Below are 19,338 nucleotides of genomic sequence, written 5' to 3'. Positions count from 1 at the left end.
CTCTCCGTAACGCTCACAGACGGGCGGTCGTTCATCGGCGGGCGGTCGCTCACAGGACGGTCGTTCATCGGCGGGCGGTCGCTCACAGGACGGTCGTTCATCGGCGGGTGGTCGCTCACAGGCGATCGTCCGGCATTTCCCCGAGCATCCGCAGGCCGTTTCCCAGCACGATCCGCACCGCACGGGCCAGACCCAGCCGCGCGGTGTGCCGGGTGCCGATGGGCTCGTCACCCCTGGGCAGCGCGGGACACTGCTCATGGACGTCGTGGTAGGCGTCGGCGATCCGTTCGAGGTGCCGGGTGAAGGGGCGCGGGTCGTCCTGCCGCGCCGCCTGCTCCGCCCGTCCGGGAAAGTCGGCGAGGAGCCCGATCAGCAGCCGCTCGCGAGGGTCGTCCAGCGGACCTTCCGCCTCACGCAGCCCGAGGTCGGCGGCGTGCCGCCGGATCCCGCAGGCGCGTGCGTACGCGAACCGTACGCGGAAGCCGGGGTTGTCGAAGGTCAGCGGCCGCGTGGGCCAGCGTTCGGCCGGCGGAACGGCCATCAGACCGTACGACTCATCGATCCGGGTGGTGAGCGGCGTGTCCATGGTGATCGTGAGAAAGCCGGGGCCGGTCGTCCTGGCGGTACGGACCCCCGGCCGCTTGGCGAGATGCTTGGCGAGGACCGCCGCCACCTCAGGTGCGGACCGCCCCGCGGCCCTGGCGAGCCGTAGCGGAAGCGGCGTGGCGTAGTCCCCCGTGGCGGTCGCCTCGACCGGCGCCTTCTCCGGAATGGGCACGCTGATGTCGCCATCGGCGACCGCGTCACGTACGGCGGCGATGACGGCACTGCTCAACTCACCCGGGTTCACGTGCGCGAGGCTACCCGGGGTCACACGTACGAGACTATCTGACCAGCATGTGGACTGGAGAGGACCAAGAGATCAACCGGCGTCATTCGCGTCGTCCGGGCTGGGACCGGCACCGGCCAGCTCACGAACGGTACGGATCAGCTCGGACGGATCGAACGGCTTGGTGACGTAGGCGTCCACCCCGATCTCGTGCCCCCGCCGAATGTCATGCTCCTGCGCCCGTGCCGTGATCATCACGACCCTGATGCCCCGCGTGCCGGGATCCTCCCGAAGCTTCACCGCGGTGACCCAGCCGTCGAGCCGGGGCATCATGATGTCGAGCGTGATCACGTCGGGATCGACCTCGCGCACCTTATCCAAGCAGTCCTGACCGTCGACAGCCGTCGCCACCTCGAACCCCTCCAGTTGGAGGTTCACGGCGATGAGCTGCCGGATCACCTCGTCGTCATCGACGACCAGCACGCGTCCAAGGGTCACGGCCGCAAAGCTAGCGGTTCGACCACCCGGGACACGCGGAGAACGACAACGTGCGGCATCATCGTTATCGGGGGGACGACCGACCGAAACCACCGCGTAGCCAACGACCACCCCACCGATCCGGCTGCCTGGCATCGAACCGCGCCTCACCCCCGGGACCGGCGCGAGCGGTACCGGGATGCTGGTAATCTCTAGGCGTCTTGAGCCCCCTTAGCTCAGGGGATAGAGCACCGGCCTCCGGAGCCGGGTGCGCAGGTTCGAATCCTGCAGGGGGCGCCGTTTGACCCAGGGGGGCGACCCCCTGGAACCCCCGCTGTGAGGGGCTCCGCTCCCCCACGCCCCCCACGGGTTGCTGCCGCAAAAGGGTTTACGCTCCCGATCTGCACGCACCCGGTCATGCTCAGCAAGTCGTTCGCTGGGACACGCTTGTCACTAGAAACCCTTACACCACTTCCGTGGACGCAATCCTCGTTCGTCGTGGCCGTCGAGGCACTGGGCGCACGGGTATTACAGGATCTCGGTCGCGTGCCCGCAACTTTCCTATAGGCCAGGACCATCAACCATCTGCCCGCCTCGGTTCCTCAGTCGTACCCGGCTCATCAGGAGGCGGCGCATGGCGCCGTAGCTGCATTCGAACCGGTCGGCGACCTGGCGAATACTCCACCCTTGCTCATACAGCCGTACCGCGTCCTCGACCAGGACCTCATGGTCGTCCGATGCTTCGCTGTCAAGGATCTTGCGAATGCCGGCTGGGTGGTAACGCCGGTGACCGCCGGGGGTAAACACCGGTGCGAGTCTGCCTTCACGTGCCCATCGGGCGATCGTCGTGGTCCGGACACCGAACAGTTCCGCGACCTCGCGCGGGCGCAATGGCGGTTCGTCGTTGAGGCGCTGCCGGCTGAGAGGGTGGGGAGAAGACATCGTGATACGCCGATCCTGTTTTTCGGCGTGGGGAGAGGTGTGGGGAGAGAGGTGGAGCTCGGTCCTGAGGGCGCCGTATCGCCGCGGCCATCGACTCCGGTTCGGAGGGGTTACCGGTGGAGGCCGCAGCGCACTCAGGACCGAGACATCTATCGGGGGGCCGCCATCACGCGATGCGCCGGCGGATGATCGAGGGCCCGTTCAGGGCATGAGGGTCTGTCTGTCCTCGGGCGTCAGCTCGACGCCGGTACGGGATATGACGACGTGAATGGTCTTGCCGTGCTCGGCCTGTTCCACCCAGGTCATCGCGGCCAGCGCCTTGATGATCGGGATGCCCCGCCCCGAACCCGCCAACGGCCCACGATGAGCCTCCCTGGGCAACGCCGGAGCAGTATCGACCGCATGCAGATGCGTCCACCGGTCATGGACGCCGACACCGAGGTGAACCGGCCGCGCACCATCGGAGGCGGGGGCGAGTTTGGCGACCTCGCGGACGGCGTTGGTGATCAGCTCCGAGACCACCAGGACCACGTCACCGACATGCTCGGCATCGACGTCGGCGACCTCGGCGAGCGCACTCTCAGTGAAGCGACGCGCCCACGACACCGACTCCGGAGCCGCCGGGAACGACCGCCAGCACGGGCCCGCCATCGGACCCACAACCAGACGCCCCGTCTCCAGCGTCCCCGCCAGAACAGACGCGATCAACGTCTCACGTGATTTCTCCGTCATGACCTGTGCACCCCCCGAACAAGTACTCGGCCGGGCGATGACCTCGAACCCAGACCGCTGGCCGTCCGCTCCGGCACGCCCTACGGGCGTGCGGCATGGGCGCCGGTCCCTCCGGCCGTGCCGATCGGGCGGCCCAGCGGACGAAGAACCCACCGCGGATTCTCTTCAGCCTCATCAGCTCCCGATCGCTTTCGTGGGACCGGCGCAGGGCCGCCGGCTGACTCGCATTCGCTCGCCCTACGGGGTGGCCTTCGGCAGCCCCGCTCACCAGGTCACGGAGTGCTGTTCAAGCGCCTCCGGCGGGGGCACTTCCGGCTCCGGGATGGGAGTCACCACCGAGCACCGGTTGGTCAGTGGCTGAGGTGGAAGCCTGGTCATCCCGCCCGCCATCGACCCAGGACAAGCCGAGCAGACCAGGCCCCACGGAGGATGGGCCGACGGCAGACGGGATGACCAGGCGGGCGGTGGCTCATGACTGCGATCAATATTCCGTCGCGCACGATCCACGCCGACTGGATACTGATCGACATGGATACAAGGGCTCATGCAGATCAGTGGCTGGCGGGCTGGCACGCCCGCGATCTGGACGCCGTCATGGCGTGTTACTCCGATGACGTCGACTTCGCTGCGCCTACCGTTGTGACCCGCTGGGAGCGCCCGGACGGCCGATTGCGGGGCAAGGCCGAGTTGCGCCGTCACTTCGAGCGAGGCATGCACCTCGCGCCGGAGCTGACATTCACCGAAGAGGCGTTTTTGACCAGCCCAGGCGGCTACGCCCTGTTCTACCGGCGCGAGAACGGCAACCGCGCGCTGGACGTGGTCGAGCTGGACCAGCACGGGCACGCCGCCCGGGTCCGAGCGTTCTATGAGCAAGCACAGCAATAGAAACCGCCCGCCCATACGCCGACGGCAGTGATGGTCCTGCGTGGCGTGCGGACGCCATTGAGCCGTCTCCCGACCGCGCCCCAGCATGCCATTAGCGTGCCAGTTACGGCGGTGATCAAGGGGAAGACAGGGGGACTAGCGGATCATGGAACGACGAAGCCCCCCACGCACGTCTCCGCAGGTGGGGGGCTGTTTGATCAGGTGGTGGCGGGTCCAGGATTCGAACCTGGGTAGGCTAAGCCGACGGATTTACAGTCCACGTGATGTCATATGCCCGTGTCCGCCTCGTCCCCCAGGTCCACCGGCCCCTCGATGGACGCGACCTCGCGAGCGGGCACTTTTGCCAGCACCGCGATCGCGACGCTCCCGGGGACACGACTAGGGTTAGCCACCTCGATGTGCTGCTCTTCCTCGGGCGAGGCGCTGATGAACGCACAGAACAGGTACTGACCAGTTTCCTCGGTGTAGGTGTGGGCCCAGACCTCCAGGGTCGACCCGCTCTTCAAGGTCACGAACCAGCGGCCCGGCGGCCCGGCAGCGCATTCCACGGCCGGAGCATAGCTCCCCCCGCCACTACGTTCTGCCGCTCAGGGGCGTGTGGACGACACGGTGACATGCCCGTACGGATCCGTCACGCCCCTGGGAGCCAGTGTGAAAGCCACCGACCCCGCACCGGTGCGAACCGGACTGCGCAATATACGCGGCACGGCACTCCCCACGGCAGGTCTCCGTACCCCGCCCGGCCGCAGGTCAGGCTCACAATCGGGCCGAGGTACAGCACCGCCCTCCGGAGCCGGGTGCGCAGGTTCGAATCCTGCAGGGGGCGCCGTTTGACCCAGGGGGCGACCCCCTGGAACCCCCGCTGTGAGGGGCTCCGCCCCCCACGCCCCCACGGGTTGCTGCCGGAAGAGGGTTTACGCTCCCGATCGGCACACACTCGGTCATCCTCAGCAAGTCGTTCGCTGCTGGGCGGACCGCTTGTCACTACAAACCCTTACACCACTTCCGTCGGACGCAATCCTCGTTCGTTGTGGCCGTCGAGGCCTACGGCCGTGCCGATCGGGCGGCCTGCCCAGCCATATCGCCCGCATCAGATCCGGTAGCCGTATCCAACCGACTGATCGTGCATCCGCTGGAACCGTTCGGGATCGGCCGCGGCGATCCGTCGCGCCTGTTCCAGGAGCCCGGTGAACTCCGCCGGATAGCATTCGAGCTCGTTGGGAAACGCGGTCTGCAACAGACGCCGCCCCTCGGCATCGTCGCATTCGACGAAGGCGGTCAGGCAGACCTGCCAGAACCTTGGCCACAGGTCGCCGACCGCATCGATTCCGCCGGCTCGTGGCGGCAGGTGACGCGCCACGTAGCTCTGAAGCTCCGCAGATGACCGTGCGCCTTCCGCATAGGCGGACCGGAACAGAACGGATTCCTGCGGGTGCCGCCAGTGCTGGACAAAGTAGGCAGCTTGAGCGGCCCTCACCCGCCGCTCGCAAGGTCCCTCGCTCACTGCGTCGATCAGCTGCTCCAAAACGACACGGCGACCGATCGCAGCGATGAGCGGCGCGATCAACTGGTCAGTGACGCTGTCTTCAAGGAGGATCGCCTCAAAGATCGTGGCGGACAGCCGCGCCGTCAGCTCGGGCTGCTCGGCCAATGCCCGGCCTAACCGAAGACGCGTCACCTCGATCCGCTCGTAGCGTCGCTGGTCGGCGTCGTCCTCAGCCGTGGCCACCCGTGGCGGGAGTGGCCAATCCGGGCAGGCATGACCGAGCAACGCGTCGATGACGTCTTGCAGCTCCTCACTGAACACGGCGAGAGCCTACGGAACCACAGCGCCGCCGCACCATGTCGGTCATTGATGCCTCCGGCGGGGGCCTCAGGCTCCGGGATGGGCGGCCTTTAGGGGTTGAGCTAGGTGGGCGGTTGAGGTGGAAGCCTGGTCATCCCGTCCGCCTTCGTCCCAGGACAGACCGAGCAGACCAGCCCCCACGGAGGGTGGGACAACGGCAGACGGGATGACCAGGCGGAGGCGCAAGCGTGGGCGTGGCCAGATCAATTGCAGAGCGGCTAGGGTCAGCGGTCCATGGATGCGGATGTGCTGGACGCAATCGAGGCTGTGGACTGGTCTGTTGTGCCCGGACGTCGTCAGCCCGACCTGAGGGAACTCGGGGTCGAGTGCGGCCCATCAAGGCAACTCCCTTACACGGTTTGGTACAGCCCGGAGCGCGTAGCCGATGGCCTTCGTGATCTGGCGGGCGCCACCAGTAACCTCCAAGCCGCTTTGGCTGCGAGTCGGCTGAGGGGCGGAGGAATCCTCCATGACCACAGCGGTGCTGTCTTCCCCGCTGCGGTCGTCGCGGCTCCTATCCTCTTGGACATCGCCGAACATGGTCATCCCAAGGCTAGGGCCGCCTGCCTGAGCTTGCTCAGAGAGTCCCTCGAGCTTTACCCCCTCGCCGACTACACCAGGATCGATACCATTTCTGCGGATGGCGTTCCGCTCTGCTGTGCCATAGCCGAACACGTCCGCACTCGGCGCGATGCTCTCTCCGCCCAAGGCCCTGGAGCCAAATCGCTACTTGCCGAGGCAGCTCAGCACTGGCGGTTCCAGGTTGATGATGTTGTCATCGAGCACGGCGATGTGGCTGTCTTCGGTGTTCTCCACGGCGCGTTCCCAGACGGCCGTCAGCCAGCGGAAGTACATGATGCACATCGCGACATCGGGCTCACAGACGTAGTCCTCGAAATCCCTCCGGAATACGACTCGCCCGAAGCGTGCTTACGCCTCATTGACGTTCCAGCCGATCGCGTTCGCGCAGGCGCGGTGCTGTACCCCGCAGTCTGCGGCGAGCGCGTGCACTAAGGATGGCGCCGTCCATGCCATTCGGTCCGACAGCGACGGCAGCGGTGACGGCAACACCGGCAGACGACGCCGGATGTTCGGCCTGGCGCCGATCACTGGGTGCCTCTGCATATGGGCCCCCTACGAGGCCATCGCCGTCCCAGCGGGTGACGCGGCGGGGACGGGGAACCGCGGACCGTCGATGGTCGAGGCGCTGCGTCAGGGCCGGGGTGCCTGCCCAGGCTGCGAATTCTCGCAGCCTGGGCAGGGCGGTGCGCCGCCGGCGCATAATGAATCGGAGGTTGCGGTCCAGTGGTGGACCTCGGCGTGCTCAGTGGTCTTGGCGCATCTCGGCGTTGAGCCGTTGTGCTTCTTGGAGTTGGTCTTCCAGGATGATGATGCGGCAAGCGGCGTCCAAGCCGATGCCCTCATCAACAAGTTCGCGGGCACGGGCGGCCAGGCGGAGCTGGTAGCGGGAGTAGCGGCGGTGACCACCGGCCGAGCGTTGCGGCGTGATCAGTTTCGCCTCGTCCAGGCTGCGCAGGAATCCCGGCGTCGTGCCGAGCATCTCCGCGGCACGGCCCATGGTGTAGGCGGGGTAGTCCTCGTCATCGAATTTGTCGGTCTTCTTGTCGGACATGGGCTGCTGGGCTGGATCCATCCGCACCTTCCACATCATGAGGGCCCCGGTGCCGTAGCACCGGGGCCCAGGGTTTAGGAATCAACACCATCTACCGGCGATGACGCCGGCTTGTCGTATCCGCACCAATGGCCTGAAGCGGCAGATAGTGCGGGGATCGCGTAAGCGTGACCGAAGACCACCTCTCGTTCGGATGGGACTGCGGTACCCGCCCGGCGAAACACAGCCAGTAGCGGGCGATCCGACGGCGTATGACCCTCCCCTTCTCCTCTGATCTTTCTCTTACCTTTCCTTCGGCCGCGACCTTCTGGGACCTGCGAACCTCGCCCCAGCGCGTCCAACGGCCCTCGTCACCGCCCGGAGCCACCTACCGTTACTCGGCCCCGACGCACCTGACGTCCTGCTCTTCATCTCACGGGCAGTTCGTCATCTCCCGTGCCTCTGCGATGTTCTCTTCACTTGCGACACCAGGAACACTACCCAGCCGCACAACGAATGTCTACCTCCGTCACAGCAGATTTTCTCGTTCAGGAAGTCAAGACACACGACTCCAGGGCAGGGACTCGGGAGCCGGCGGTCCCTACGCGCAAACCAACCCGCCGACGATCGCTCCGACGGCGACGGGTCAGCCGCGTGAATCGCCCGCCGTCCATCGCCGAGGGACGCCAACGCGGACACAAGTGGCGTTCTGACGTGGTGCCACTTCTCAGCAGCACCGCCGCCCGCACGTCGCAGACGACACCGACATCCCGATCCGCCCGCCGCGACAACCGCTACATCCCGTCAGGCGAGATGGCGCCGGCATCCTCGGCCGGCGGCCGCCCGTTCTTGCGCCTGGCCCCGCGACCAGCCCGGACGCATACCCCAGATCCGCTCACGCGGTTCGGAACGCGCGAACCGACCCGCGCCGCGCATGCACCCGATCCAGCTCTGCCAGAACCGCATCGACTGCCACGCAGGCTCCGTCAGCGTGCATGCCTTGCGCTCGCAAGGCTCACGATCTTCGCGTTATTCGTTTTCAGGGGTATGTCGGACGTCCGTCCTCGTCGGCGGACTGGCGACCCCGCTTGCGTGTTCCATCTACCGATGGTAGGTTCAGACGGTTGCAGTTGTGGTTCCCATAGACTTTATGTGCGCCTGCTGGTACTCACCTCAGGCGCCTTTTTTGTTTCACCGGAGTCATCCGGGGGGGTCATTACAGCGACGCGAGGCTCGCAGAGTGCGGGCTCCGTCAACGCCCCCGGAAGGAACAGACATGGCTACCGGCACGGTTAAGTGGTTCAACGCAGAAAAAGGCTTCGGTTTCATCGAGCAGGACAGCGGCGGCGCCGATGTCTTCGCCCACTTCTCCAACATCGCGGCTCAGGGCTTCCGCGAGCTGCAAGAGGGCCAGAGGGTCAAGTTCGATATCACGCAGGGCCAGAAAGGCCTCCAGGCGGAGAACATTCTTTCTGTCTGAATAATCACGCGGTATATCGCAGGGCCCGTACGGGACGTTCCGGGCTCTGCCTGCTGGCCTGGTGGTTTTCGTTCCCAGATAACGACGGCTGTCATCCGGGGTGCGGCCCTTTGGCGGAAATCCGCCACACGGATGCCGCAGGCTGGTGCAGGCCAGCTGAGTCCGGCCTTCAGACGCCCTTCCGCGAAGGGGCATCAGCCGTCTTCATGCCGTTCCCCTGCGGCTTCGGCGCTTGCTTCGCGGCTCACTCACTTCGGTTCGTTCTTGCGATCGCTTCAAGCCATGAGCTGCGAAGCCTTCCTCGAAACGGGCCGCTTCAGGAAGGCTTACGCATGACCCATCCCACCCGTCCGTCCCACCGTCGCTCCCCCCACTCCCGTACCAGGGCTTCGCGCCAACCGGCCACCCGGGGGCAAAGCGACTTCGCACCCCCCGTGAGTTCTACGCCTCCTCTCCCCCCGGCCACGTCGTTCGCCGAGCTGGAAATGCCGGCGGCCCTGCTGTCCACATTGACCCGGCAGGGCGTAACGGAACCGTTCCCCATCCAGGCCTCGACCCTGCCGGACGCGCTCAACGGCCGCGATGTCCTCGGCCGCGGCCGTACAGGATCCGGGAAGACCCTCGCATTCGGGCTGGCGATGCTCGCTCGAAGCGCCGGCCGACGCGCTGAGCCACGTAAACCGCTGGCCTTGGTACTCGTCCCCACCCGAGAACTGGCACAGCAGGTCACCGACGCCCTCACCCCCTACGCCAAGTCCGTCGGCCTTCGATCGGCCACCGTCGTCGGCGGCGTATCGATCTCACGACAGGCCGCCGCTCTCAAACACGGTGCGGAGATCCTGGTCGCCACCCCGGGACGGCTCGCGGATCTGATCAACCGAGGCGCCTGCAAGCTGGACCACGTACGCATCACCGTCTTGGACGAGGCGGATCAAATGGCCGACATGGGTTTCCTGCCGCAGGTCACCGCGCTGCTGGACCAGGTGGCCCCGGAGGGCCAGCGGATGCTGTTCTCCGCGACCCTGGACCGCAACGTCGACCGTCTGGTCCGCCGCTTCCTCACCGATCCGGTGACCCACTCGGTCGACCCGTCGGCGGGGGCGGTCACCACCATGAAACACCACCTGCTACAGGTCACGGAGGCGGACAAGCACGACACGACCGCACACATCGCCGCCCGCGATGGCCGCGTCATCATGTTCGTCGACATGAAGCATGCCGCCGACCGGCTGGTCCGCAAGCTCCTCACCGGAGGTATACGCGCCGCCGCACTGCACGGAGGCAAGTCCCAGCCGCAGCGTAACCGCACCCTGGAGCAGTTCCGCACCGGAGACGTCACCGTGCTGGTCGCCACCAACGTCGCCGCGCGCGGCATCCACCTCGATGGACTGGACCTGGTCGTCAACGTCGATCCGCCGGGCGACCACAAGGACTACCTGCACCGCGGCGGCCGCACCGCCCGCGCCGGCGAATCCGGCACCGTGGTCACCTTGGTCCTGCCCACCCAGCGCCGCGAAATGGACCGGATGATGGCCACCGCCGGCATCACGCCGCAGTCCACGCGAGTGCGGTCCGGCGATGCCGAACTCAGCCGCATCACCGGTGCCCGCACACCCTCCGGCATCCCCGTCACCTTGCCCTCTCCGACCACCACAGGCACCCGGAACGGCGGCTCCGCGCCGGGCCGTCGCCGCGCGAAGAACCGCCGCTCCCCGCGAGTCGCGGCAACCCGCACCGCCGGCTCCTGAAGACGTTCACCGAGCAGGCCACCGAGGAACTTCGCGCCGGCCCCTTGCCATCGCACCGGTCATAGCACCGCGGACGCCGGCGGGTCTACGTACCCGCCGCGGCCGCGGCTCCGGGCACGGCGTCGTTCACGGCGACACCGGCCATGGGGAGGGTGGTCTCAGGGGATGAAGATCACCGATGCCGCTCCACAGGCGCCGTTCATGCCACGATTTGGGGGATCAATGCCGTACACGTCCGGGCCGAAGACGACGTTCGAACTGCTCACCGAACTCGAGCCCGTCGTCGCAGCCGAGCTCGACCGCCATCTGGCCACGGCGAAGGAGTGGTTCCCGCACCAGTACGTGCCCTGGAGTCTCGGCCGCGATTTCGATGGCCCTTTGGACGGCGACCCATGGTCGCCCGAGGATTCCACCATCTCGCCGTCCGCGAAGGAAGCGCTGATCGTCAACCTCCTCACCGAGGACAACCTGCCCGGCTACCATCGCGAGATCTCCACCATCTTCGGGCGTGACGGCGCATGGGGTACCTGGGTGGACCGCTGGACGGCCGAGGAGAACCGGCACGGAATCGTCATCCGCGACTACCTGACCGTCACACGAGCCGTGGACCCGGTCGCGCTCGAACGGGCACGCATGAGGCACATGCAGGGCGGCTACCAAGCCGACCACGGCGACAAGATGCTCCACGGCCTCGCCTACGTCTCCTTCCAGGAACTCGCGACACGCGTCTCTCACCGCAACACCGGCAAGGCCTCAGGAGATCCCGTATGCGAGCGGTTGCTGGCACGCGTGGCCGCCGACGAGAACCTGCACATGCTCTTCTACCGCAACCTGCTCGCCGCGGCGTTCGAAATGTCCCCGAACGCGACAATGCGCGCCGTCACCGACGTTGTGACCAACTTCCAGATGCCCGGCCACACCATCGACGACTTCCTGCGTAAATCCGTCGCCATCGCACGCGCCGGCATCTACGACCTGCGCATCCACCTCGACGATGTCGTACTCCCCGTCCTGCGACAATGGCGGGTCTTCGAACTGGAAGATTTGAACGCCGACGGCGACAAGGCACGCCAGGAACTGTCAGAGTTCCTAGACCGGCTGAATACGGCGGCCACCCGATTCACCGAACGCCGAGCACGACGTGACTCGGAGGAGGAGCGCTCCAGCGCGCCCAAGCTCTGACCGCAGCGAGCGTTCGCCGTAGCCGGCCCCGCAGACCGCGTCGACCTCGGCGCTCATCAGCGCCTCGGCCAGGTGGTCTTGACCATCGCAGCAGTCCGGCTCATACGCCCCGATCTGCTCGGAAAACCAGGCTGCACGGTCCACACTGTCGCTGACAGCCATCGCGTTGGCCATCCGACCGTGAAGCGGCCGTCGATCACGAGCTGGCCGTCGCAAACATGCGAGTCGCGCCCCCTCGAACCTACGGGGTCGGAGGGTTTTTGCTTTGTGATTGGTAGTCGCGGGTGGGGTCGATGGTCAGTTCGCGGAGGAGTTCGCCGGTGGTGGCGGTGATGGGTGGTGAGCTCGGCGAGGCGTGCGCCGCACGAAAATAGGATCGGGGCGTTGACCTGCAGGTTCGCAGATAACGGGACCTCGATGACCTCCAAGCCGGTGACCGCGCTGCTGGCGGATCTGGACATCATCAAGTCCCGCTCTCGCCCGAAGGTGGGTAACGGCAACCCCTACAGCGTGGCGCAGTTCGAAACCTTGAAGTACTGCCCGGTGTTCCCGGAGAAGTTCGACTCGCTCGACGAGGTCGAGACGTTCTGCCATCATTCTTCGATTACTACAATCACCGGCATTACCACGCAGGGATCGGGCTGCACACGCCGTTCACCGTCCACATCGGCACCAGGCGATCCAGCATAAGCGAGCCGAGACGATCGAGGCGTTCCGTGTGGCCAACCCGCGACGGTTGCCCCGGACGCCCGCACCGCCCAAGATCCCCGAGGTCGCGTGGATCAACCGACCGACGAAGACGCGCTCCACCATCTTCCGCCGAAACTCCGGCGGATATGGCGGTCGTGACATCGGCACCTGTGAACTCCTCGCGGGACACACCAAGCTGTCCACAAGAGCCGGGCGACATCAGTCCACAAGACCAGGCCGACTTCAGGAGAGAGATCAGTCCCCCGGCGACCGGACGTTCGGGGTTAGTGTTCTCGGCGAGGTCGTGTCACGGTGCGAGCCGTCGCCGAAATGATCAACTGGAGATTTCTGGTGACCAGGTGGCTGCGCGCCCAGCCGCGTCACGGCCCGTGTGCCGGAACTGCGTGGTCCGAAATCGGCTCGGCATGAATCGGAGCCACTTAACGACGCAGTGTGTGCGACGAAGATCAGTGTTTCAGGAGGCCACCGGTTTCGTGTCAGGTGCCGCGTTGTGCAATGAGCGTCCGGGTGCAAGATGTAACCGTGATGCCTGAAGATTTGAACGCAGCGGAGAAGAGGCTTTGGACGGCGTTTCCTCGTGGGCAGTGGGTGGACCTGCGAGGCGAGCCAGAGCGGGTTGTTCGTGCCGCAGTGATCCAGGCGGCGTTGCTTGGCGCGTGCGAGACCGAGCCCGGTCACACTCCGGGCGTCAGGTTGCGCGGGGCGATGGTCACTGGTCGCCTAGACCTGATCAGTGCCACGGTTGAATCGGCGCTGGTGTGTGAATACTGCCAGTTTGACGAGCCGCTGCGCCTGGTAGAAGCCACTACTCGAACGGTGCGGCTGGTGCACAGTCGACTCGCGGGTTTCAATGGCGTCCGAATGCAGGTCGTAGGCATCTTGAACCTGAACGGCACGCTGATCGAACGTGGGCTCTGGCTGGATCAGGCGAGGGTGACCGGACAGGTCTCGCTGCGTGGCGCCACTACGCGGGCGGACGCGGAGGGTATCGCCATCGCGGCTCGCGGACTTACCGTCGACGGAGATGTGGCGATGTGCGACGGTTTCCTCGCCACCGGCTCTGTCCTGGTTCATCGGGCGCAGATCAACGGCGGGCTGGATTGCTTCAATGCCCGATTCTCCTACCCTGGAGCGGTTGCACTTGACCTAAGCCGCACTGTGATTGGTGCTGGAATTGGCGCGAATGAGCTGATCGCAGAAGGCGAGCTCCGAATGCGCGGCACGAGGGTCATGGCCAGTGTGCAACTCGCTGGAGCCCTCTTACAGAATCCGGGCGGCGACGCCTTAGGCGCCGGCGGGCTTGAGGTACGCGGCGGCTTGTGGTGCCGTGAAGGTTTCAGCGCTGTCGGCGGCGTACGCCTGGTCGGTTCGCAACTGGGAGCGAATGTGACCTTCACGGATGCGAAGCTGAGCCATCCGGGCGGCGTAGCGCTCAATCTCGACCACGCCGCCTTCGGCGATTTCGATGGCGCACGGCTAGAGGTCTCCGGTGGCACGATCAGCGTCAGCGGCGCGCGCGCAGCAGCTGGCGTAAACCTGGAAGAAGCCCGGCTTAACAGCGGCGCCGACAAATCATTCGTGCTCGAGAGCGCCGAGATTGGTGGCGGGCTGTTCTTCCGGCGACTACATGCCACTGGCGAGGTATGTGTCCAGACCAGCCGAATCAGCGGCCGAATCCTGCTGGAAGAAGCCAGGTTGGACAACGCATCTGCTACGGCCCTTCGGTTCTCAGGCATCCACGCTGACGCAAGCCTGTCCTGCGCCGGCATGCGCGTGCGTGGCGGCGTAAAGCTGACCGGCTCTCGCTGCGACCAGGGCATCGACCTCGACGGCGCCATCCTGGCGAGCGAACACCAGCCCGCTCTTGACGCCACCGCGATCACGACTACTGTCCTCTCACTGCGGCCTGCGGCACCAATCCGCGGCGAGGTCATCTTCCGACACGCTCGCATCGATCTGCTCCGTGATGACCCCACATACTGGCCCGAACGGCTCAGACTCGAAGAACTCACATACCAGGCCCTCGACCCGCGCCTTCCTGCACGGGAGCGGCTGGGCTGGCTTGCTCGCGACCCGGACGGCCCACAGCCCCAGCCGTACGAACAACTCGCCGCGCTTTACACGCGCCTGGGCCAGCCCGCCGAGGCAAGCAAGGTGATGTACGCAAGGGAACGCGATCAGCGCGCCGCCGAATCCGCGCTCAACCGGGTCTGGAGCATTCTGCAGGACGTTACCGTTGCCTACGGATACCATCCATGGCGCGCCCTCGCATGGCTGGCCGCGTTACTGACCGTAGGTAGCATTCTGTACGGCCTGATGCCCCCGGTACCGCTCAAACCTGGCGAGGCACCCCACTTCAACCCGGTGATCTATACCCTCGATCTTCTGCTACCCATCGTTGACATGGGACAGCAAAACGCCTTCAACCCCAGCGGCGCAGAGCAATGGTTCTCCTATGTCCTCATCACGGCGGGCTGGATCCTTGCTACCACCGTCGCCGCCGGCGTCGCTCGAGTCACCAGCCGTCGATGAATCCAGGCAGTTTTAGTGGAGGAGGCGGAAACCTGCTCGACCGTACATCTGCCTTTTGATCAGTTTGGTCTTGGTGTTGACGCCCTCGGTGGCGGACATGCTCGAGGTCCGCGCGACTTCACCATCGGCCGAGACCCGCAAGCTGCTCACCGAGCACCACGTCACAGTCCCCGCCACCACCATGAGGTTCACCACAGCCGCACAGCTGCGCGCCTTCCTGAACAGCCACGATATCCCCGGCCAGGGTGCAATCTCCGCATTGCCCGGCGGCCGCAGCGGACGGCGAAGATCGCATCGCTCCGCGGCCGGGACCGGTCCCAGGCCCGGGAAGATACTGTGCGATCGTCCAGTCGGGCGGAAGAAACCGCGGGTGACGGTTGATGAGTTCGTTCCGCAGGTGTTGCCGGGTTCCATGCGCGGCCTGGCGCCGGCGCTACTTCGCACTTCCGGCCACGAACTGCCGACCGCAGCCGGTTACACGCCGAGGTTCATCGGCTCCTCAAAGGGCCGGTCACATCTGCTGGAGTTCTACATCGTCGATTCGCCGACCACCGGCATCAACCGCGAAAACCCAGCCGGACTACGAGGGCACCGGATGTCTGACTACGCCCTGAAGCCGGTAGAGCGCATGGACCAATTGCGAGGCTATGTTGACGTGGCGTGTTGGCGAGGTGACCGACGGCCGGTACGCGGTGACCGGGGTGCACGAGCAGGGCGGTATGGGGGTGGTGTATCGGGTCCGGCACCTGGGGTGGGACATCGACCTTGCGGTCAAGAGTCCGCGACCGGACCTGTTCCGTAGTACGGAGGATCAACGGCTGTTCGTCGCCGAGGCGGAGACGTGGGTTTCGCTGGGGCTTCATCCGTACGTGTGCAACTGTTATTACGTCCGTGTTCTCGACGGGGTGCCCCGGGTGTTCGCCGAGTATGTCCCGGGCGGCAGCCTGCATGAGTGGATCCGCGACCGGCGCCTGTACGACGGTGCCCCGGCAGAGGTGCTGACCCGGATCCTGGACATCGCGATCCAGACCGCGTGGGGCCTCGACCATGCCCACAGCCACGGCCTGGTGCACCGGGATGTCAAGCCCGCCAACATCTTGCTCGACCTCGAGGACGGCGAGCAGGGCACGGTCACCGCGAAAATCACCGACTTCGGGCTTGCCCGAGCCCGGGCGATGGTGTCCACCATCAGCCCCGACGCGCCGCCCGGCGTCAGCGTTCCGGTATCCGGCGGCGATGGGATGACCCCGCGCTACGCCTCTCCCGAACAGGCGGCGGGCGAACGGGTCGGGCGCCGTACGGACATCTACAGCTTCGCGGTATCGGTTCTGGAGATGTGCGCCGGCGAGGTGACCTGGATGGCCGGGCCTGCCGCAGGCGCCGCGCTGGCCCGCTACCGCGCCGCCGACGCGGCAGGCGCCGTTGCCGTCCCGACGACCCTCGGCGACCTGCTTGAGCGGTGCCTCCGGCAGGATCCCGCCGACAGGCCGAGTTCCATGGCCGGCGTCGCCGCCGAGCTGATCGATATCTACCAGCGCGTCACGGGCCACACCTACCCACGCCCGCCGGCCGGCCCGGCCGACCTGCTCACCGACGAACTCAACAACCGGGCGGTGTCGCTGCTCGACCTCGACCGGCAGGCCGAGGCCGACCGTGCGTTCGCCCAGGCGCTGGCCGCCGATCCTCAGAACGCCCGGGCCATCTACAACGCCGGACTGGCCCGGTGGCGCCGCGGCGCCGTCACCGACGAAGCGCTCATCACCGAGATCGAGGCGACCCGCGCGGACACCGGCGATCCGTGGGAGGTGCGGTACGCGCTCGCCCAGATCCACCTGGAGCGCGGCGACCTCGGCACCGCCCGCGCGTTGCTCGACGCGCTGGCCGGGGAACGGCCGGATGAGCCGGAGGTGCTTCCCGCCCTGCGCATGATCCGGTCCGGTGAGATCGTCGACGCCCGCGCCGATCGCGGATGGCCGGTGCCCTGGCCGCTGCGCCCGCCCCCTGACGATCTCTGGCACGTCGACGAGCAGGAGGAACAGGTCGCGCTCGCCCTCACCCCCGACGGCCGGTTCATCGCGGCCGGCGGCTGGGACGGCCAGGTCCGCGTGTGGGATGTCCACAGCGGGCAGTGCATGTGGACGCTCAAGGGACACCACCGACCCGTGCACGCCGTCGACCTCACACCGGACGGGCGCTTCGCCGTCTCCGTCTGCGCGGACGAGAGCGTGCGCTTCTGGGCACTGGCCAAGAGCCGGTGGGGTGGTTCGCCCAAGGGCCGCCTTCTGTACGCCAGCCCCGATCCGCCGCCCTGGGACGGCAGCGACGGGCTCGGTGAGCTGGCGCTGCGCGTCGAGCACACGGCGATCCAGCTCACCGCCGATGGACGCTTCGCCCTTTATGCGGGCCTGGACCGCGCGTTCCAGGTCTGGGATGTCCACAGCGGACAGGTGAGGACGCTCGACGAGGCCGCGGCCGGGCGGTTGGTGGCGGTCAGTGCCGACGGCCGCCGGGCGCTGTCCATCGGCTGGCGCGGACGCGGAGACGTCCAGGAACGCCTTACACGACTGTCCAATCTGTCCGGCGGGCGGGGAGTCGAGGGGGAACGCGTCGTACGCGTGTGGGATCTGGCCGACGGCCGGTGCCGGTGGGAGCTGACCGGCGACGAGTCCGCGGTGACCGCCCTGTGTCTCAGCGCCGACGGCCGTTACGCGGCCACCGGATGCCACGGCGGGACGATTCGTGTCTGGGACCTCGACGATGGTCGCTGCGTGCACGTCCTGACGGGCGGGACCACGCCCGGCACCCTGTCCCTCGACGCCGACGCGCGGTTCCTGCTGTCCGGCACTCGCTACTCCGATGGCGTCCAGGTGTGGGAGCTGGACCACGGCCGATGCCTGCGGACCTTCCAGGCACACCCGGGCGGAACGACCGTGGTCCGGCTGGACGCCGACACCCGGTCCGCGCTGTCGGCCGGCCAGGACCGGACGGTCCGGCGATGGCGGCTGCCCGACGGGTATCGCGCCGCGCCGATGCTGAGCCGGCCACGCCGGCACGTCGAGCTGAGCCGGCTGGGCGGGCAGGTGGACGCGCTGATCGGCGAGGCGGACCGGGCGATGGCGGCCGAGCGTTTCCCGGCGGCGCTCGATCTGCTCCGGCAGGCGCGCGCGGTCGAGGCGCACGAGCGGGCGCCACGCGTCATGTCCGCTTGGTGGCGGCTGGGCCGCCGCGCCGTGCGTACGGGTCTGCGGGCGGCCTGGTCGTCGCGGGCCTGGCACGTCGGCGAGACGAGCGCGGTCGACCTGTCCGGCGACGGCCGGATCGCGGTGTCCGGCGGCCGCGACGGGACGGTCCGGCTGTGGGACGTCGAGAGCGGCGATGGTCTGCGGGTTCTCGAGGGCCACGAGGGCGCGGTGCGGTCGGTCCGCCTGAGCGCCGACGGACGGCGGCTGCTGTCCTCGAGCCAGGACGGTGAGGTCCGGCTGTGGGAGGTCGACACCGGCGCCTGCCGGCAGGTCCTGACCGTCGACGCCCGTGTGTTCTCAGGCGACGCGTTGTCGGTGCGGTTCGGTGCGGACGACCGGCGGGTCGTGGTCGCGGGCCCGGACGCCACGATCCGGATGTGGGATCCGCACACCGGCGGCCCGCCGCGAGTGGTGCGGACCCTGTACGGCGCTCACATCAAGGAGGTGGACCTCGGTGACGATGGCGGTCTCGCCGCGGTCCGCATGAGCAGTCAGGTGGTGTTGTGGGACCTGAACCGCGGCCACGTCGTGCACCACCTCAAAGGCAGGTCTGTACTCACGGACCGGGCGGCGGCGCTCAGCGCCGACGGACGTCTCGCGCTGGTCGGTGACTTCGATGGGGGCATCCGGGTGCATGACACCTCGAGCGGAGGGGTCATACGGACCTTCGACGGGCCGGCGCAGGGCGGGTTCCACACCGTCCGGATGACCGCTGACGGGCGCTTCGCGGTCTCCGGCGGCTACCGGTCGTACATGGCGCTGTGGGACGTCCGCAGCGGCCGGTGCCTCCGGGTCCTCGACGGCCACGAGCGGGGCGTGCACCGCGTCGTGCTCACCCCCGACGGCCGCTTCGTTCTGGCCGGGCACGAGGATGGGCTGCGGCTGTGGGAGCTCGACTGGGAGCTCGCCGCCCAGGAAGCGGCCGACTGGGACGACGGCGCGGCACCGTATCTCGACGCGTTTCTGCGCCGTCATGGTCCGCGGTGGACGGACACGGACGTCGACGGCCTGGTGCGCCGGCTCCAGGACGTCGGCTACGGCCGGCTGCGCGCCGACGGGGTGCGAGCCCACCTCGATCGCCGCGCCTCGGCTCGTCAGCGCGACGACAGGGCTCGATGAC

The 19,338-nt window shown here is 67.2% G+C and carries 15 protein-coding genes, 2 tRNA genes and 1 pseudogene; 9 read left to right on the top strand and 9 right to left on the bottom strand.

Annotated features, from left to right (window positions below; all coding sequences use genetic code 11):
* Positions 1–115 precede the first annotated feature (115 nt).
* Both OG417_RS09520 and OG417_RS09515 read right to left on the bottom strand, forming a co-directional pair.
* Positions 116–874 (bottom strand): DALR anticodon-binding domain-containing protein, encoded by a 759-nt coding sequence (locus tag OG417_RS09520; protein ID WP_329252770.1) that lies wholly within the window; start codon positions 872–874, stop codon positions 116–118.
* Positions 875–922: 48 nt separating this feature from the next.
* A complete protein-coding gene (locus OG417_RS09515; protein ID WP_329262207.1) occupies positions 923–1,312 on the bottom strand; it encodes a response regulator transcription factor in 390 nt (129 codons plus the stop codon).
* A gap of 219 nt (positions 1,313–1,531) precedes the next feature.
* On the opposite strand from OG417_RS09515, the gene OG417_RS09510 reads away from it, so the two are divergent.
* Positions 1,532–1,603 (top strand) — tRNA-Arg (locus OG417_RS09510).
* A gap of 264 nt (positions 1,604–1,867) precedes the next feature.
* Here OG417_RS09510 and OG417_RS09505 read toward each other — a convergent pair.
* Together OG417_RS09505 and OG417_RS09500 are read right to left on the bottom strand one after the other, a co-directional pair.
* Positions 1,868–2,248, bottom strand: coding sequence for a helix-turn-helix domain-containing protein (locus OG417_RS09505; RefSeq protein ID WP_329252767.1), 381 nt, complete (start codon positions 2,246–2,248; stop codon positions 1,868–1,870).
* 201 nt (positions 2,249–2,449) lie between these two features.
* On the bottom strand, positions 2,450–2,980 hold the full coding sequence (locus OG417_RS09500) for an ATP-binding protein (protein WP_329252764.1): 531 nt from the start codon (positions 2,978–2,980) through the stop codon (positions 2,450–2,452).
* Positions 2,981–3,451: 471 nt separating this feature from the next.
* Here OG417_RS09500 and OG417_RS09495 point away from each other — a divergent pair, with 471 nt between their 5' ends.
* Complete coding sequence (locus tag OG417_RS09495; protein ID WP_329252761.1) at positions 3,452–3,865, top strand: nuclear transport factor 2 family protein; 414 nt, start codon at positions 3,452–3,454, stop codon at positions 3,863–3,865.
* A 202-nt stretch (positions 3,866–4,067) separates the two neighbouring features.
* Here the strand turns inward: OG417_RS09495 and OG417_RS09490 are convergent.
* The 3 genes from OG417_RS09490 to OG417_RS09480 all read right to left on the bottom strand — a co-directional run bounded on the left by OG417_RS09490 (position 4,068) and on the right by OG417_RS09480 (position 5,672).
* Positions 4,068–4,150 (bottom strand) — tRNA-OTHER (locus OG417_RS09490).
* Positions 4,132–4,413 (bottom strand): hypothetical protein, encoded by a 282-nt coding sequence (locus OG417_RS09485; protein WP_329252759.1) that lies wholly within the window; start codon positions 4,411–4,413, stop codon positions 4,132–4,134. Before OG417_RS09485 ends, OG417_RS09490 begins: the two co-directional genes overlap by 19 nt.
* Positions 4,414–4,955: 542 nt before the next feature.
* Positions 4,956–5,672, bottom strand: coding sequence for a hypothetical protein (locus OG417_RS09480; protein ID WP_329252756.1), 717 nt, complete (start codon positions 5,670–5,672; stop codon positions 4,956–4,958).
* Positions 5,673–5,945: 273 nt separating this feature from the next.
* Between OG417_RS09480 and OG417_RS09475 the strand changes: the two genes are divergently transcribed.
* Complete coding sequence (locus tag OG417_RS09475; protein ID WP_329252753.1) at positions 5,946–6,725, top strand: hypothetical protein; 780 nt, start codon at positions 5,946–5,948, stop codon at positions 6,723–6,725.
* A 310-nt stretch (positions 6,726–7,035) separates the two neighbouring features.
* On the opposite strand, the gene OG417_RS09470 is transcribed toward OG417_RS09475, so the two are convergent.
* On the bottom strand, positions 7,036–7,365 hold the full coding sequence (locus OG417_RS09470) for a MerR family transcriptional regulator (RefSeq protein WP_442875669.1): 330 nt from the start codon (positions 7,363–7,365) through the stop codon (positions 7,036–7,038).
* 1,234 nt (positions 7,366–8,599) lie between these two features.
* On the opposite strand from OG417_RS09470, the gene OG417_RS09465 reads away from it, so the two are divergent.
* The 3 genes from OG417_RS09465 to OG417_RS09455 all read left to right on the top strand — a co-directional run bounded on the left by OG417_RS09465 (position 8,600) and on the right by OG417_RS09455 (position 11,733).
* A complete protein-coding gene (locus OG417_RS09465; protein ID WP_329252751.1) occupies positions 8,600–8,803 on the top strand; it encodes a cold-shock protein in 204 nt (67 codons plus the stop codon).
* A 332-nt stretch (positions 8,804–9,135) separates the two neighbouring features.
* Positions 9,136–10,551 (top strand): DEAD/DEAH box helicase, encoded by a 1,416-nt coding sequence (locus tag OG417_RS09460; RefSeq protein WP_442875743.1) that lies wholly within the window; start codon positions 9,136–9,138, stop codon positions 10,549–10,551.
* A gap of 222 nt (positions 10,552–10,773) precedes the next feature.
* The gene (locus OG417_RS09455; protein ID WP_329252748.1) at positions 10,774–11,733 is read left to right on the top strand and encodes an acyl-ACP desaturase; all 960 of its coding nucleotides are present in this window, start codon (positions 10,774–10,776) and stop codon (positions 11,731–11,733) included.
* A gap of 6 nt (positions 11,734–11,739) precedes the next feature.
* Here OG417_RS09455 and OG417_RS54250 read toward each other — a convergent pair.
* A pseudogene (locus OG417_RS54250) lies at positions 11,740–11,895 on the bottom strand (IS256 family transposase); the annotation flags it as partial.
* Positions 11,896–12,150: 255 nt separating this feature from the next.
* Between OG417_RS54250 and OG417_RS09450 the strand changes: the two are divergent.
* The 3 genes from OG417_RS09450 (at position 12,151) to OG417_RS09440 (ending at position 19,337) form a co-directional block, all read left to right on the top strand.
* Entirely contained in the window at positions 12,151–12,423 is a 273-nt protein-coding gene (locus OG417_RS09450) for a hypothetical protein (protein WP_442875668.1), read from the top strand.
* A 528-nt stretch (positions 12,424–12,951) separates the two neighbouring features.
* On the top strand, positions 12,952–14,976 hold the full coding sequence (locus tag OG417_RS09445; RefSeq protein ID WP_329252745.1) for a hypothetical protein: 2,025 nt from the start codon (positions 12,952–12,954) through the stop codon (positions 14,974–14,976).
* A 671-nt stretch (positions 14,977–15,647) separates the two neighbouring features.
* Positions 15,648–19,337: a protein kinase domain-containing protein gene (locus OG417_RS09440; RefSeq protein WP_329252742.1), complete on the top strand. Its 3,690-nt coding sequence runs from the start codon at positions 15,648–15,650 to the stop codon at positions 19,335–19,337.
* Position 19,338: the final 1 nt, after the last annotated feature.

The organism is Actinoallomurus sp. NBC_01490, assembly GCF_036227085.1.
Lineage (GTDB): Bacteria > Actinomycetota > Actinomycetes > Streptosporangiales > Streptosporangiaceae > Actinoallomurus > Actinoallomurus oryzae.
Note: the sequence above shows the minus strand (reverse complement) of the source record. Positions and strands in the feature narration are given on the sequence as shown.